We start from the raw sequence: 14,173 nt of genomic DNA on the forward strand, positions 1-14,173 counted from the left end.
CTGAATGCCTTCGGCACACCAAGGATTAACCCGCCCCGGATAGCATCCGCCCGGTCTCAGAGCGGGTGCTTGCCATGGCGGCGGCGGAATCGAATACGCGACCGATCGTGGTCGTCACCGAGGGTGGCCCGCATATCTGGGCCATCGTCAATGCGATTATCGATCGCGTCGGTCCCGTCAGCGTCGTCCTCGAAGCTCCTGAATCCAAAAAGCGCCTGCTCGTCGGCCGCGCCCGCCGGCAAGGCTGGATCTCGGCCATCGGCCAGCTCGGCACCATGGTGCTGACCAGGCTCGGCAAGCGCTTCCTTGCCGGCCACGCCGAGCGGCTGATTGCCGAGGAGAAGCTCGACACCGAGCCACGGCAAGGCCAGGCGATCGTCCATGTACCATCCGCCAACGGGCCGGAATGCCTGAAGGAAATCACGAGCATCAAGCCGGGCGTTGTGCTGCTTGCCGGCTGCAGGTTGCTGTCGAAGAATACGCTGGCAAAGATGCCTTGCCCGGTGCTCAACTACCACGCCGGCATCGCGCCAAAATATCGCGGCATGAATGGCGGCTACTGGGCGCTGGCGTCCGGCGATCAGGGGAACTTCGGCACCACCGTGCATCTCGTCGATGCCGGCGTCGACACCGGCGGCGTGCTCAAGCAGGCGCGCGGCAAGTCAAAGACGGGCGACACCATCGCCAGCTACGCACTGCGCCAGGCGGCATTTTCGCGTGATATCTGCGTCGAGGCCGTCGGCGACGCGCTGGCCGGCAAGCTGGAAACGATCGAACCCGGCTTGCCGTCGAAGCAGTGGTATCACCCGACGATCTGGTTCTATCTCTGGACCGGTCTGACGGCGCGCGTCTGGTAATCAGCCGGCGACGGATTTCAGCATTCGCTTTGCGTCACCGGCAGCGTCGCTTTTGAAGGCGCGCGCGTCGTCCCATAACAAGCGGTCCAACAGCGCTTGCGGCAATGCTCCAACACTTCGAGGAGTTGAGAATTCATGGCCGATCTGATCGTCGTCTATTGGCGCGACATCCCCGCCCAGGTCATCGTCAGGAAGGGCCGGCAAAACGCCAAGCGCGAACTGCCGCTGCGCTTCACCGAGGCGATCGACATGTGCGCCATGCGCACCGGTGCCGGCGGTACCGATGACTATCTGGCGGAGTGGCGCAAAGCCGATCCGGTACCGGTCAGCGACGACATCGAGGCCGAGGTCGAGAAAGCCTATCAGGAACTCGATACGAAATATGACCGCGAGCGGCTGGTCGCTCTGGTCAAGGCTGGCGGGAAAGAAAATGTCTGACAAGCAGCCGACGGTCACCCAGGCCACTTTGGTCAAGAAGGCGGCGCCGAAATCCGACTATAAGCCTGCCGACGTGTCGCCGCAGCGGCGCGTCCAGCGCACCTTTGCCGTGAGGCTGTGGTCCATCCGGCACTCGCGCCTGCTCGAATGGTTCTACAGCAGGTTCGCCGACGTTTTCCTGCTCTTGCATCCCTTGTGGAAGGGCATCGGCTACGGCCGCGTCGAAGCGCCGGTGAAATTCGTCGAGAAGCGGGTCAAAGGCTTCATGTTCGACTGTCGCATGTGCGGCCAGTGCGTGCTCTCCTCCACCGGCATGTCGTGCCCGATGAACTGCCCCAAGCAGCTGCGCAATGGCCCTTGCGGCGGCGTGCGCGCCAACGGCAATTGCGAAGTCGAGCCGGACATGCCTTGCGTCTGGGTCAAGGCCTGGGAAGGCTCGCGCAACATGGTCAACGGCGACAAGATCCTGACCGTGCAGAAGCCGGTCGATCAGTCGCTGCGTGAAACCTCGGCCTGGCTCCGGGTGACCGCGCAGGCCGCCACCGCGCGCGAAACGGCGCAGAACCCCGGAGCTTCGGCATGACCGCCCGCCAGCGCGACGAGAACCCGGCCGGCATCCACCTGCCGCTCGATCCCCTGCCCGGCCACACGTCGCGCGGCCGGCTGGAGCGCGTGCTGCGCCGCGGCGAGTTCGCGGTGACGACCGAGCTCAACCCGCCCGACAGCGCCGATCCGGAAGATGTCTACAACCGCGCCAGGATTTTCGACGGCTGGGTCGATGCCATCAACGCGGTCGATGCCTCGGGCGCCAACTGCCACATGTCGTCGGTCGGCATCTGCGCGCTGCTCACCCGCATGGGCTATGCGCCGATCATGCAGATTGCCTGCCGCGACAAGAATCGCATCGCCATCCAGGGCGACGTCCTGGGTGGTGCCGCCATGGGTGTCGCCAATATGCTCTGCCTCACCGGCGATGGCGTGCAGGCCGGCGACCAGCCCGGCGCCAAGCCGGTCTTCGACCTCGATTCGATGTCGCTGCTCGAGACGTGCCGTATCATGCGCGACAACGGCAAGTTCCTCTCCGGCCGCAAGCTGACGACGCCGCCTCAGATTTTCCTGGGTGCGGCCGTCAACCCGTTCGCGCCCCCCTACGACTTCCGCCCGATCCACCTCGGCAAGAAGATCGCCGCCGGCGCGCAGTTCGCGCAAACGCAGTACTGCTTCGACGTGCCGATGTTCAAAACCTTCATGCAGAAGGCCCGCGACCTCGGCCACACCGAAAAGATCTTCCTGCTCTGCGGCGTCGGTCCGCTCGCTTCCGCCAAGACGGCAAAGTGGATCCGCTCCAACGTGCCGGGCATCCACATCCCCGACGCGGTAATCAAGCGGCTGGAAGGGGCGCAGGACCAGAAGAAGGAAGGCAAGCAGCTCTGCATCGACATCATCAACGAGGTGAAGGAAATCCCTGGCGTCGCCGGCATCCATGTGATGGCCTATCGCCAGGAAGAATATGTCGCCGAGATCGTCGATGAATCCGGCGTGCTGAAAGGCCGCCAGCCCTGGAAACGGGAGATCCGCCGCGACGATCAGATCGTTGCCGAGCGGCTCGACCACATACTGCACGACGAAATTACCGAAACCCAGGTGGATATGGTGAAGACCGCGCACTGAAAGCGCGGCCCGCATCCCATCCGCTTGAACCAAATCAGATAACGATATAAAGAACTCTTTATATCCCGACGGAGAGATCGCATGACCCGCACCATCGTCGCCTCGGCGACCCGAGAAATCGTCATCGGCTTCGATCAGCCCTTCTGCGTGATCGGCGAACGCATCAACCCGACCGGCCGCAAGAAGCTGGCCGCAGAAATGATTGCCGGCAATTTCGAGACCGTCATCAAGGACGCGCTGGAGCAGGCGGCCTGCGGCGCCACCATGCTCGACGTCAATGCCGGCGTCACCTCGGTCAACCCGAATGAGACGGAGCCGGGTCTGCTGGTTCAGACGCTGGAGATCGTGCAGGGCCTCGTCGATCTGCCGCTGTCGATCGATAGTTCCGTCAGCGCCGCGATCGAGGCCGGACTAAGGGTCGCCAAGGGCCGCCCGCTGGTCAACTCCGTCACCGGCGAGGAAGAAAAGCTCGAGGCCATCCTGCCGCTGGTCAAGAAATACAACGTCCCGGTCGTCGCCATCTCCAATGACGAGACCGGCATTTCGATGGACCCGGATGTCCGTTTCGCCGTCGCCAAGAAGATTGTCGAGCGCTGCGCCGATTTCGGCATTCCGGCGCATGACGTCGTCGTCGACCCGCTGGTCATGCCGATCGGCGCGCTGGGCGATGCCGGGCGTCAGGTGTTCGCGCTGCTGCGCCGGCTGCGTGAGGAGCTCAAGGTCAACACCACCTGCGGCCTCTCCAACATCTCCTTCGGCCTGCCGCACCGCCACGGCATCAACGCCGCCTTCATTCCGATGGTGATCGGCGCCGGCATGACCTCGGCAATCATGAACCCGGTCCGTCCGCAGGAAATGGAAGCCGTGCGCGGCGCCAACGTGCTCAACGGCACCGACGAGAACTGCACCAACTGGATCCGCACCTACAAGGACTATAAGCCGGCCGAAGGCGGCCAGGCGGTCGCGGCGCCGACGGCGGTCAACGCTCCCGGGGAAGGCGCCGGCAATGGCGGCCGTCGTCGCGGCGGCCGTGAAGCCCGCATGGCCAGGGGATAAGCGCGCAATCGTGAGCCGCACCGCAAACAAGGCTGATCCGATCGCATCGTGGGTGCGGTCGGACAGCTCTACTTTGCGCTCAGGCCATGCCCAATATGGCGTCGAACAACGCCATTCCCGCCCACGATCCGAAGATGCCCGTCACCCCGCCGACGATGAAATCATCGTCATAGGCGGGCCAGTATGCGTGCAGCACCAGCGCGCCGACGATCGCGCCGAGAATTCCCGTGGCAAGATATTGCGGATTGCGCAGCCACGAACCCTTGATCACGCGCACCATGGTGAACGCGGTGAGAACGGCGGAGAGCAGCAGATCCGACATGATTGGCCCCTGGACCAGCAGACTCTCCACCCAACAGTAAAACGATCCGTTAAACGGCATCGGCAATTGCCATCGAGACGCGTGCCAGCATGAATCCTCCCCCCAACATCACCGATCCGCTCGTGCTGTTCATGCCGTCCGGCAAGCGCGGACGCTTTCCGGTTGGCACGCCGGTGCTCGATGCCGCGCGCCAGCTCGGCGTCTATGTCGAAAGCGTGTGCGGCGGCCGCGCCACCTGCGGTCGGTGCCAGATCGAGGTGCAGGAAGGCAATTTCGCCAAGCACAAGATCGTTTCGTCCAACGATCACATCTCGCCCAAGGGCGCCAAGGAAGAGCGCTACGAGCGTGTCCGCGGCCTGCCCGAGCGCCGTCGCCTCTCCTGCTCGGCGCAGATCCTCGGCGACCTTGTCATCGACGTGCCGCAGGATACGGTCATCAACGCGCAGACCATCCGCAAGGACGCCGACACCAGGGTGATCGCCCGCGATACGGCGATCCGCATGTGTTATGTCGAGATCGAAGAGCCCGACATGCACAAGCCGCTCGGCGATCTCGACCGGCTCAAGATCGCCTTGATGAAGGACTGGGGTCTCAAGAACCTCGAATTCGACTTCTACCTCATGCCGCAGGTCCAGGGCATCCTGCGCAAGGGCAACTGGGCCGCGACCGCCGCCATCCACAAGGATGCCGATAGCGACATCGCGCGCGTCATCGCGCTGTGGCCCGGCCTGAAGAACGAAGCTTACGGCCTTGCCTGCGACATCGGCTCGACCACCATCGCCATGCATCTGGTGTCGCTGCTCTCCGGCCGCGTCGCCGCGTCCTCCGGCACGTCCAATCCGCAGATCCGCTTCGGCGAGGATCTGATGAGCCGCGTCTCCTATGTGATGATGAACCCGGACGGCCGCGAAGGCATGACGGTCGCCGTGCGCGAGGCCATTTCCGGCCTCGTCGACAAGGTCTGCGCGGAAGGTAATGTTCAGCGCAACGACATCCTGGATTCCGTCTTCGTCGGCAATCCGATCATGCATCACCTGTTCCTCGGCATCGATCCGACCGAGCTCGGCGGCGCGCCCTTCGCGCTGGCCGTTTCCGGCGCGGTGCGCATCAAGGCATCCGATATCGGCCTGAAGCTCAATCAGGGCGCGCGCCTCTATATGCTGCCTTGCATCGCCGGCCATGTCGGCGCCGATGCCGCCGCCGTCACCTTGTCGGAAGGCCCGCATCGGCAGGACGAGATGATGCTGATCGTCGATGTCGGCACCAATGCCGAGATCGTGCTCGGCAACTCAACTCGCGTGGTCGCGGCCTCCTCGCCCACCGGCCCCGCCTTCGAGGGCGCGGAAATCTCCGGCGGCCAGCGCGCGGCACCCGGCGCCATCGAGCGCGTGCGCGTCGACCCCGAAACGCTGGAGCCGAAGTATCGCGTCATCGGCTCGGAGCTGTGGTCGGATCAGCCGGGCTTCGCCGAAAGCGTGCAGGCGACCGGCGTCACCGGCATCTGCGGCTCCGGCATCATTGAAGTGGTGGCCGAGATGTATCTCGCCGGCATCATTTCGGAAGATGGCGTCGTCGATGGATCGCTCAGCATGCGCTCGCCGCGCATCGTCGCCAACGGCCGCACCTTCTCCTACGTGCTGAAGGAAGGCGAGCCGAAGATCACCATCACCCAGAACGACGTGCGCGCCATCCAGCTTGCCAAAGCCGCGCTCTATGCCGGCACCAAGCTGCTGATGGAAAAGCAGCACACCGACCATGTCGACCGCATCCATTTCGCCGGCGCGTTCGGCTCCTTCATCGATCCGAAATATGCCATGGTGCTCGGCCTGATCCCCGACTGCGACCTCGACAAGGTCTCGGCCGTCGGCAACGCCGCCGGCGCCGGCGCCCGCATGGCGCTGCTCAATCGCGGCTACCGCCGCGAGATCGAGGAAACGGTGAGCAGGATCGAGAAGATCGAGACGGCGCTCGAGCCAAAATTCCAGGAGCATTTCGTCTACGCCATGGCGTTGCCGAACAAGGTCGACCCGTTCCCGAAGCTGTCGGCGGCGGTGAAGCTGCCGCCGCGCAAGGCGATGAGCGAGGACGGCACCGCAGGGGATGCCACCCCGCGCCGGCGCTCGCGCGAGGAACGCGCTGCACGGCGCGGCCGCGACTAAACCAAGTTCAAGCGTGTAGCGAGTTCATTCCGCGGCTCCCGCAGCCGTGACGTCTCTTGTCTTCACGACGCCTTTGCGCTGCGGGTGCAATAGTCCGATCAGTGGCTTTTCGACGACCAGATAGAGCACCGCCGAGAACGCAAGCGTGACGGCCAGGATTGCTGCCGGCTGCAACGCCGCCGGGATTCCGATCCTCAAGACGACACCCGTCGTCAGGACGCCGACCAAGACATGCCATAGATAGATCGAATAGGACGCATCGCCGAGAAAGATGGGCAAGGCAGCCGGCTTGAACGGCCGCGCCCGCTCGGCAACGACCGCGCCTACCACGATCAGTGCGGCCGGAAGCCCCCAGCGCAAGGCGCGGGGCACATCGGCATCGAACAGCGGACTGGCCGCAAGGAGCAGAAACCCCGCGCCAGCCATCGCCAGCGCTATTCCGAGCGGGAGCCTTGCGCCCTGGAGCCACAAGCGCGCCACGACGACGCCGGCCGCGAACTCGAGCACGACAGGATCGGTGAAGGCACGCGCATATCCCGCGGGGACAATGAAATGCAGCGCGACGATGGCAGCAAGGGCGCCGGTAAGGACGCCGAACCGCCAGCGCTCCCCGAGGAACAGGACCAGGGTGAAAACCAGATAGAACATCATTTCATAGCAGAGCGTCCAACCCTGTATGACGATGGGATGCAATGCGTTCTCCTGCAGCACCGGCACGAAGAACAGCGAGCCCACGAAATTCGAAACACTGAAGAAATGGCCGTAGAAAAACTGCGGCTTGATCAGGATGCCCGCCGCGGTCAGGACCGTGACGATCCAGTACAGAGGCACGATGCGGGTGATGCGGCGCCCCATGAAACGCCAGGGGGCAGCCGGCCTGCCGGCCGTCGTCACCCACATGATGAAGCCGCTGATGACAAAGAATATGTCCACGCCGGCTGCTCCGACGTCGAACGGACCGCCGAACTGCTCGCTGACATGGAAGCAAACCACCGCGCATGCGGCGAGGCCCCGCAGATATTGAATACTGTGGATGCTCGTCACGATGTTCCGGTCCAAATCGCGCCATATTGCAGCGCACACAACCCCCATCGCATTGCACAATAACTATGCAGCCGGCCACCGCTGTCAACCGCTGATGGCGGCTATCCGGATGGAAACCGGCATACGGCCCGCTCATTCGTTTGTATGCAAATGTTTCCGGATTCGCGCGATCCGGAAACCGAAACGCTGTTTTCGTGAAATCGATCCGATACATGCGTGACGCATTTAACCGACATCAAGCAGCGGCCGGAGACCATGCATGTCGCCCAAAAGTGCTTCGCGGTTTTGGGAGAACGACATGCATGCAACAGCCGCTGCCTGCTCTTCAAGGGAGATGAAAAAATGTCGATGTACGATAGCCTCAGCCGCTTCGGTGTGACCATCAGGCAGGCCCATGCCAAGAACAAGGCGATCCGTCAGCTGAACAGCCTGCCGGCGCATGTCCGGAAGGACATTGGCTGGCCGGCCTCGCCGCCGAGCGACCCGCAGGCAGCCCTTCATAAGCTGCTCCTGGGTACGCCGCGCTGATGACCTTCGCCGACAAGTGCAAGCTGCTCGGCAAGCGCCGGGGCCGGAACGCGGCCCTGGCGACCGGCGACAACAAATTGCGCGCAACGCTGTTGCCGAAGCGGCGCTAAAGCAATTCCAGGAAAAGCGCGCAGCGGTTGGGCTCGGCGGCTTCGCCGTAGCCTTCCGTCCGGAATTGCGCAAACAAAGACTTGGCCCCATCGGATCACGCCGATGTGCCAGCGGCGAAACCTTGAAATTTTTAACTGAGGTACGATCTTCGCAGAGCAGGGGAATTCTCTTAGTCGGCTCTGCCGGGATCCGTGTATCCGTATGCCCAGTTTGAAAAGCCATCTCGTTTCGTTCGTTCTCCGGCACAGCCGCAAGAACGCCTTTTCCAGTCCCGAAAACCTGCGGCGCTGGATCGCCTACGCCCGCAAGACCGAGGACCATCATCCGCCGGCCTTGCTCAAGGCACGGCTGGACATCGCCGAGACCGAAATCGACGGCTTTCCCGTCTATGAGATCGCCCCGAAAGCGGGCGAGCGCCGGCGCATCCTTTACATGCATGGCGGCGCCTTTGTCTTTCAGATCACGTCCTATCATTGGGGGCTGATCGCCGAGATGGCGGAGCGACTCGGCTTCGGCGTCACCGTGCCGGTCTATCCGATCGCGCCGGAGCATGATTTCCATGACATGTTCGGCATGGTCGGCGACGTCTACCGGCGCATGCTCGAAGGGACCGACGCCGAGGACATCGTCTTCATGGGCGATTCCGCCGGCGGCAACATGGCCGTCGTGCTGACCATGATGGCCGCCGAGGAGGGCCTGCCCTCGCCGTCGCGCCATGTGCTGATCTCGCCCGGCCTCGACATGTCACTGTCCAATCCGGAAGTGTTCGAGGCGGAACGCAACGACCCCTGGCTCGGCATTCCGGGCGGCCTGGAAGCGATCCGGCTCTACAGCGCCGGCTTCGAGCGCTCCGACTGGCACATCAGCCCACTCTACGGCGATCTCTCGGTGCTGCCGAAGACGCTGCTCCTCACCGGATCGCGCGATCTGCTCAGCCCCGACAATCTGATTTTCGCCGAACGTGCTCGCGCCGCCGGCGTCGAGGTCGACGTCGTCTACGAGGAAGGCATGTTCCACGTCTGGCCGCTGATCGAGATGCCCGAGACGCGCCGCGCGCGCGACAGCATCGTCGATTTCCTTAGCGTTCCTGCAGCGCGCCGGGCCCGTGCGCGGCGCAGGACAAAACCCGCTTTCGCAGCCCGCCCCGCACCGGCCGTCGAATAGCTCAGAACTTACCGGTTTCGCGGAACAGTTCGAACGTCGCGCGGATATGGTCGGCGACGGCCTTCACCGGCGCGCTGGCGTCGGGCGCCACCACCATAGCGAGATTGTAGGTGCCGATCTCCGGCATGCCGTCCTTGGCACCCAGCGAGACCATCTCGTCGCCGAGGAACGACTTCGGCAGCGGCGCCACCGCGAGGTCGGCCATGATAGCGGCGCGCTGGCCGGCCGTGTGGGCGCTCATATAGGCGATGCGGTAGTTGCGGCCCTCGCGGCCAAGCGCTTCCAGGGCGCCGGCCCGCCAGGCGCAGCCTTCCTCCCACAGCGACACCGGCAACGGCTCGCGCAGATGCGCGCAGCCGCCCTTGGCGCCGGCCCAGACAATCGGCTCGGTGAGCAGAACCTCGGCGCCGATCGCGCTTGTCTTGTAGGAATTGGTGAGCAGCGTGATGTCGAGCGCGCGATCGTCCATGCGGCGGCGCAGATTGATGCTCTGGTCGATGGTGACGTCGACCGCAATCGAGGGATGCGACTGCGCGAAGCGCTTCAGCACATGCGGCAGCACGCGCTCGCCATAGTCGTCAGGCGAACCCAGGCGCACCACGCCGACGATGTCGGGGATGATGAACTTCGACACCACCTCGCGGTTGATCGACAACAGCCGGCGGGCATAGCCGAGCAGCATCTCGCCATCCGTGGTCAGCGTCACCGAACGCGCGTCGCGCGCGAAGACGGAACGGCCGAGGATGTCCTCCAGCTTCTTGATCTGCATGGAGACGGCCGACGGCGTGCGGAACACCGCATTGGCCGCGGTGGTGAAGCTGCCGGTTTCGGCAATCGCCACGAAGGTGCGCAGCACATCGAGATCAAGCAGCGGTAGAGGATGATTGAGTGGGGCATTCATGGCGGTCTGCCTTCAATTTTTCTGATGCAATCCATCATTCCATTTCGTTTGATTGAACATCACTCCAGGCGCATAGTCAACTCGATCGATGCAGGATGCTGCCAAAAGCAGCCAACAAACGACCCTGACATAGTCCTGCAATCGACATGAAATGAAGCTGAAACAGACCTGACTTAAAGCAATGCCGGGCGCCTCCCAGCCCGCATAGAGGAGAAAGAAGATGTCTATCCTGTCGTCCATCGGTCGGCTTGCGACCGAATTCAGCGCGGCCCGCGCCCGCTACCAGACCGAACGCGCCATCCATGCGCTGCCGATCGAACTGCAAAAGGATATCGGCTGGCCGGAAGCCGCCGATGCCAAGAACGGCTTGCGCTTCGGCGTCGGAAGCTGGGCCGGAGCAAAGTAATCAAGTGTGTAAGGAGTTCTGAAGGCCTGCCGGTGTCAGCTCGGCAGGCCTTTTTGTTTGCATTCAAACGACTTTTCCAGCCATGCGGCCGCTGCATGACGCATATGAACCAATCGCATAGCGGGTTAATTTGTGAATTAAATCATTGTAAATGATAGGAAATTTTGGGCATACGGCCCAAAAATGTCGCAACTCATGTCGCTTTTCATGTCAAGCGCTTCGTTTTTGCGATTTAGTTTTTGCTGAAGCGAGCCTATATCAGCGTCAGCAAACGAGCTGCCCCACTCCTTAAGCGAAGGCGACCCGTCTGAGCAACCAAATGGAGATGATGATGAAGCTTTTTGCCCGCCTGTTCACCCGCCGCGAAATGAACCTGACGACCGCTCTCGAGCGTCAGCGCCTTGCCAAGACCATGCCCGGCCAGACCGGCGCCATGGCCGCTGCCCGCCTCGGCTTCGTCGCCTGAGACAAATCGGTTTACTGAATTCAACGCCGCCCGGCTTCGCGAGGCGGCGTTTTGGTTTGGGCGCCGGCACGCGTCGTCCCTGAAGCGGCCCGCTGCGGTTGCACGAATTGCCCATTTGCGACCCGTGTCGCAAATTTAATCTTCACTTAGCCGCCTACCCGATTGACAGGAATGGTTTTTCCTGATGTCGCTGTGCTGTTCGCGACATCCTGTTCGCGTCATGGCAGCGTGAGGTTACCCCGTGAATGCCGTAAAGCATGCGATCAAGAGATCGTTTGTGTTCTTCCTTATTCCTGATTTCACCATGATCGCCTTCGCCACGGCGCTCGACCCGCTGCGTTCGGCAAACCGGATGCTCGGCTACGAAGCCTATCGCTGGCGTCTGGCCAGCATCGACGGCAAGCCGGTGCGCGCCTCGAACGGCGTCGAATGCGCCGTCAACACCTCGCTTGAGGAAGAACGCAAGAAGATGGCCGGGCCGGACAGGCCGAACATGGCAATCGTCTGCAGCGGCATCAATGTCGAGCGCTACCACAACAAGTCGGCCTTCGCCTGGCTGCGCGAGGAGTATAATCGCGGCGTCGCCGTCGGCGGCCTGTGCACCGGCGCGCATATCCTGGCCGCCGCCGGCCTCTTGTCCAACAAGCGCTGCGCCATCCATTGGGAGAACCTGCCGGGCTTCTCCGAGGCCTTCCCGAAAGCCAATGTCTTTGCCGACCTCTTCGAGATCGATCAGAACGTCTACACCTGCGCCGGCGGCACCGCCGCGCTCGACATGATGCTGAAGCTGATCGGCGACGATTTCGACGAGAGCCTCGTCAACCGCGTCTGCGAGCAGGTGCTGACCGACCGCGTGCGCAGCCCGACCGACCGCCAGCGCCTGCCGCTGCGCGCCCGCCTCGGCGTGCAGAACTCCAAAGTGCTCACCATCATCGAGCTGATGGAGGCGAACCTTTCCGAGCCGCTGTCGCTGATCGAGATCGCCGACCATGTCGATCTTTCCCGCCGGCAGATCGAACGCCTGTTCCGCACCGAGATGGGCCGCTCCCCTGCCCGCTACTATCTGGAGATCCGGCTCGACCGCGCCAGGCACCTGCTCATCCAGTCGTCGATGCCGGTGGTCGAGGTGGCCGTCGCCTGCGGCTTCGTCTCCGCCTCGCATTTCTCCAAATGCTACCGCGAGCTCTACGCCCGTTCGCCGCAGCAGGAGCGCGTCGACCGCAAGCAATTGCTGGCGGCGTAGCCTGATAGAGGTGGCGCATGACCGCCAGCACTACGCCAGTTGCCGATACGCTGGCCGACCGTCACAGCTTCCATGCTGAAAAATGGATAGCCTTCCTGGCGGCGCTGGATACCCCGAAGCGCGATCTCCCGCGCCTAAATCGCTTACTAAGCGAGCGGAGCATCTTTTCAGGTCACGATACAGCCTAAGCGGGTTGCGTCTGCGCCGTCCGCATCGCCTCGACGCGGATGTCTTCGGTCAGCTGCGCCTTGAGCGCCGAGAATTCCGGGCTGGTCTTCAGCGTATAGTGGCGCGGATGCGGCAGGTCGACCGGCACGTCCGACTTGATGCGACCGGGCCGAGCGCTCATCACGATCACCCGCGACGCCATGAAGATCGCCTCCTCGATGTCGTGGGTGACGAACAGGACCGTCTTCTTGCGCCGCTCCCATATGCCGAGCAGCAATTCCTGCATCAGCCCGCGCGTCTGATTGTCCAGCGCGCCGAAAGGTTCGTCGAGCAACAGGATCGCCGGATCGTTGGCTAAAGCCCGCGCGATCGCCGTACGCTGCTGCATGCCGCCCGACAGCTGCTTCGGCCAATGGTTCTCGAAACCTTTGAGGCCGACGAGATCGACGTAGGAAGCGACGATCTCGGTGCGCTCGCGCTCTGGCATGCTGCGTTCACGCAGGCCGAAGCCGATGTTTTCGGCAACCGTCAGCCAGGGAAACAAAGTATAGGACTGGAACACCATGCCGCGGTCCGGTCCCGGCCGGGTGACCGCCTTGCCGTCCAGCAGCACGCGACCCGTGCTCGGCGCCTCCAGTCCGGCGACGATCCGCAGCAATGTCGACTTGCCGCAGCCGGACGGCCCCAGGATGGTGATGAAGTCATTGGCCGCGACGGACAGCTCAACCGGCTGCAGCGCCTGTACCGGCTGCCCGCCCCTGACCCCTGCAAAGGTCCGCGAAACGCCTTCGATCAGAAGCTTGCTCACGCCAGGCTCCATGGATAGAGCCAGCGGTTGAGCGCCTTGAAGGCGAAATCGGACAAAAGCCCGATCAGCCCGATCACGATGATGCCGAAGATGATCTGCCCCGTCGCCAGCCGCGACTGGCTGTTGATGATCATGTAGCCGATGCCCGACGACGAGCCGATCAGCTCGGCGACGATCACATAGGTCCAGGCCCAGCCAAGCACCAGCCGCAGCGTTTCGGCGATCTCCGGCGCGTTGGCCGGCATGATGACGCGCTTGACAATGCCGTTGTCGGCCGCCCCCAGCGTATAGGCGGCCTCGACCAGGTCCCGCCTCGTGCCGCCGACCTTGACCGCGATGATCAGAATGATCTGGAACACCGAGCCGACGAAGATCACCAGCAGCTTTTCGAATTCACCGATGCCGGCCCACAGGATGAGCAGCGGGATGAAGGCAGATGCCGGCAAATAGCGGGCGAAGGATACGAACGGTTCGAGGAAGGCTTCGACCGGCTTCCAGGCGCCCATGGCGATACCGATCGGCACCGCCACGATCGAAGCCAGCACGAAGCCCCCGAAGACGCGCCAGATGGTGATCAATATGTCGAGCCAGAAACGATCCTCGGTGAGCAGCCGCCAGCCATCCTTCAGCATCGACAGCGGATCGGCGAGAAAGATCCGGTTCACATGGCCGCCGAGCGTGATCCACGCCCAGAACGCCACGAACAGCACAAAGAAGGCGATGCCGAGCACGGTTCGCGTGCCCGGCGCAACGGGATGCAAGGGACGCAGCATCAGAGACTGTCCTTGAAGAGAAGGACGGCGGCCTATCGCCGCCGCCTGCAGGAAGACG

The 14,173-nt window shown here is 63.2% G+C and carries 17 protein-coding genes; 12 read left to right on the plus strand and 5 right to left on the minus strand.

Annotated elements, in window-relative coordinates:
• Positions 1-74: 74 nt before the first annotated feature.
• From ACWGS9_RS12470 to ACWGS9_RS12490, 5 genes are all read left to right on the plus strand, one after another.
• Positions 75-857 carry a formyl transferase gene (locus ACWGS9_RS12470; RefSeq protein ID WP_454505530.1) on the plus strand — a complete coding sequence of 261 codons (783 nt, stop codon included), beginning with the start codon at positions 75-77 and terminating at the stop codon, positions 855-857.
• Positions 858-992: 135 nt separating this feature from the next.
• Positions 993-1,295 (plus strand): virulence factor, encoded by a 303-nt coding sequence (locus ACWGS9_RS12475; protein WP_454505531.1) that lies wholly within the window; start codon positions 993-995, stop codon positions 1,293-1,295.
• Positions 1,288-1,878, plus strand: coding sequence for a methylenetetrahydrofolate reductase C-terminal domain-containing protein (locus tag ACWGS9_RS12480; RefSeq protein ID WP_454505532.1), 591 nt, complete (start codon positions 1,288-1,290; stop codon positions 1,876-1,878). Before ACWGS9_RS12475 ends, ACWGS9_RS12480 begins: the two co-directional genes overlap by 8 nt.
• Complete coding sequence (locus ACWGS9_RS12485) at positions 1,875-2,966, plus strand: methylenetetrahydrofolate reductase (RefSeq protein WP_454505533.1); 1,092 nt, start codon at positions 1,875-1,877, stop codon at positions 2,964-2,966. The genes ACWGS9_RS12480 and ACWGS9_RS12485 overlap by 4 nt, the downstream gene beginning before the upstream one ends.
• Positions 2,967-3,047: 81 nt before the next feature.
• The gene (locus tag ACWGS9_RS12490) at positions 3,048-4,022 is read left to right on the plus strand and encodes a methyltetrahydrofolate cobalamin methyltransferase (RefSeq protein ID WP_320213745.1); all 975 of its coding nucleotides are present in this window, start codon (positions 3,048-3,050) and stop codon (positions 4,020-4,022) included.
• 79 nt (positions 4,023-4,101) lie between these two features.
• On the opposite strand, the gene ACWGS9_RS12495 is transcribed toward ACWGS9_RS12490, so the two are convergent.
• Complete coding sequence (locus ACWGS9_RS12495; protein ID WP_454505534.1) at positions 4,102-4,344, minus strand: hypothetical protein; 243 nt, start codon at positions 4,342-4,344, stop codon at positions 4,102-4,104.
• An 89-nt stretch (positions 4,345-4,433) separates the two neighbouring features.
• Here ACWGS9_RS12495 and ACWGS9_RS12500 point away from each other — a divergent pair, with 89 nt between their 5' ends.
• Positions 4,434-6,503: an ASKHA domain-containing protein gene (locus ACWGS9_RS12500; RefSeq protein WP_454505535.1), complete on the plus strand. Its 2,070-nt coding sequence runs from the start codon at positions 4,434-4,436 to the stop codon at positions 6,501-6,503.
• 24 nt (positions 6,504-6,527) lie between these two features.
• Here the strand turns inward: ACWGS9_RS12500 and ACWGS9_RS12505 are convergent, their stop codons facing one another.
• Positions 6,528-7,547: an acyltransferase family protein gene (locus ACWGS9_RS12505; RefSeq protein ID WP_454505536.1), complete on the minus strand. Its 1,020-nt coding sequence runs from the start codon at positions 7,545-7,547 to the stop codon at positions 6,528-6,530.
• A 342-nt stretch (positions 7,548-7,889) separates the two neighbouring features.
• Between ACWGS9_RS12505 and ACWGS9_RS12510 the strand changes: the two genes are divergently transcribed.
• The gene (locus tag ACWGS9_RS12510; protein ID WP_454505537.1) at positions 7,890-8,075 is read left to right on the plus strand and encodes a hypothetical protein; all 186 of its coding nucleotides are present in this window, start codon (positions 7,890-7,892) and stop codon (positions 8,073-8,075) included.
• 312 nt (positions 8,076-8,387) lie between these two features.
• Positions 8,388-9,350, plus strand: a complete 963-nt coding sequence (locus tag ACWGS9_RS12515; protein WP_454505538.1) for an alpha/beta hydrolase — start codon at positions 8,388-8,390, stop codon at positions 9,348-9,350.
• Position 9,351: 1 nt separating this feature from the next.
• Here the strand turns inward: ACWGS9_RS12515 and ACWGS9_RS12520 are convergent, their stop codons facing one another.
• Positions 9,352-10,251, minus strand: coding sequence for a LysR substrate-binding domain-containing protein (locus ACWGS9_RS12520; protein ID WP_040981895.1), 900 nt, complete (start codon positions 10,249-10,251; stop codon positions 9,352-9,354).
• Positions 10,252-10,471: 220 nt separating this feature from the next.
• On the opposite strand from ACWGS9_RS12520, the gene ACWGS9_RS12525 reads away from it, so the two are divergent.
• From ACWGS9_RS12525 to ACWGS9_RS12540, 4 genes are all read left to right on the plus strand, one after another.
• On the plus strand, positions 10,472-10,657 hold the full coding sequence (locus ACWGS9_RS12525; protein ID WP_454505539.1) for a hypothetical protein: 186 nt from the start codon (positions 10,472-10,474) through the stop codon (positions 10,655-10,657).
• Positions 10,658-10,988: 331 nt separating this feature from the next.
• Positions 10,989-11,123: a hypothetical protein gene (locus tag ACWGS9_RS12530; RefSeq protein ID WP_095791071.1), complete on the plus strand. Its 135-nt coding sequence runs from the start codon at positions 10,989-10,991 to the stop codon at positions 11,121-11,123.
• Between the two features lie 304 nt (positions 11,124-11,427).
• Entirely contained in the window at positions 11,428-12,366 is a 939-nt protein-coding gene (locus tag ACWGS9_RS12535) for a GlxA family transcriptional regulator (RefSeq protein WP_454505590.1), read from the plus strand.
• A gap of 17 nt (positions 12,367-12,383) precedes the next feature.
• Positions 12,384-12,554, plus strand: a complete 171-nt coding sequence (locus tag ACWGS9_RS12540) for a hypothetical protein (protein ID WP_454505540.1) — start codon at positions 12,384-12,386, stop codon at positions 12,552-12,554.
• On the opposite strand, the gene ACWGS9_RS12545 is transcribed toward ACWGS9_RS12540, so the two are convergent.
• Positions 12,551-13,342, minus strand: a complete 792-nt coding sequence (locus ACWGS9_RS12545; protein WP_454505541.1) for an ABC transporter ATP-binding protein — start codon at positions 13,340-13,342, stop codon at positions 12,551-12,553. The two genes, ACWGS9_RS12540 and ACWGS9_RS12545, sit on opposite strands and share 4 nt — an antisense overlap.
• Entirely contained in the window at positions 13,339-14,115 is a 777-nt protein-coding gene (locus ACWGS9_RS12550) for an ABC transporter permease (protein ID WP_454505542.1), read from the minus strand. Before ACWGS9_RS12550 ends, ACWGS9_RS12545 begins: the two co-directional genes overlap by 4 nt.
• Positions 14,116-14,173 lie beyond the last annotated feature (58 nt).

The sequence above is a fragment of the Mesorhizobium sp. Arg314 genome (assembly GCF_053714275.1).

What these genes read in the sequence shown, in the direction of transcription:
- ACWGS9_RS12495 (WP_454505534.1), bottom strand. Translation starts at nt 4,344, where the DNA reads ATGTCGGATCTGCTGCTCTCCGCCGTTCTCACCGCGTTCACCATGGTG.
- ACWGS9_RS12530 (WP_095791071.1), top strand. Translation starts at nt 10,989, where the DNA reads ATGAAGCTTTTTGCCCGCCTGTTCACCCGCCGCGAAATGAACCTGACG.
- ACWGS9_RS12515 (WP_454505538.1), top strand. Translation starts at nt 8,388, where the DNA reads ATGCCCAGTTTGAAAAGCCATCTCGTTTCGTTCGTTCTCCGGCACAGC.
- ACWGS9_RS12535 (WP_454505590.1), top strand. Translation starts at nt 11,428, where the DNA reads ATGATCGCCTTCGCCACGGCGCTCGACCCGCTGCGTTCGGCAAACCGG.
- ACWGS9_RS12500 (WP_454505535.1), top strand. Translation starts at nt 4,434, where the DNA reads ATGAATCCTCCCCCCAACATCACCGATCCGCTCGTGCTGTTCATGCCG.
- ACWGS9_RS12550 (WP_454505542.1), bottom strand. Translation starts at nt 14,115, where the DNA reads ATGCTGCGTCCCTTGCATCCCGTTGCGCCGGGCACGCGAACCGTGCTC.
- ACWGS9_RS12540 (WP_454505540.1), top strand. Translation starts at nt 12,384, where the DNA reads ATGACCGCCAGCACTACGCCAGTTGCCGATACGCTGGCCGACCGTCAC.
- ACWGS9_RS12510 (WP_454505537.1), top strand. Translation starts at nt 7,890, where the DNA reads ATGTCGATGTACGATAGCCTCAGCCGCTTCGGTGTGACCATCAGGCAG.
- ACWGS9_RS12475 (WP_454505531.1), top strand. Translation starts at nt 993, where the DNA reads ATGGCCGATCTGATCGTCGTCTATTGGCGCGACATCCCCGCCCAGGTC.
- ACWGS9_RS12490 (WP_320213745.1), top strand. Translation starts at nt 3,048, where the DNA reads ATGACCCGCACCATCGTCGCCTCGGCGACCCGAGAAATCGTCATCGGC.
- ACWGS9_RS12525 (WP_454505539.1), top strand. Translation starts at nt 10,472, where the DNA reads ATGTCTATCCTGTCGTCCATCGGTCGGCTTGCGACCGAATTCAGCGCG.
- ACWGS9_RS12520 (WP_040981895.1), bottom strand. Translation starts at nt 10,251, where the DNA reads ATGAATGCCCCACTCAATCATCCTCTACCGCTGCTTGATCTCGATGTG.
- ACWGS9_RS12470 (WP_454505530.1), top strand. Translation starts at nt 75, where the DNA reads ATGGCGGCGGCGGAATCGAATACGCGACCGATCGTGGTCGTCACCGAG.
- ACWGS9_RS12480 (WP_454505532.1), top strand. Translation starts at nt 1,288, where the DNA reads ATGTCTGACAAGCAGCCGACGGTCACCCAGGCCACTTTGGTCAAGAAG.
- ACWGS9_RS12485 (WP_454505533.1), top strand. Translation starts at nt 1,875, where the DNA reads ATGACCGCCCGCCAGCGCGACGAGAACCCGGCCGGCATCCACCTGCCG.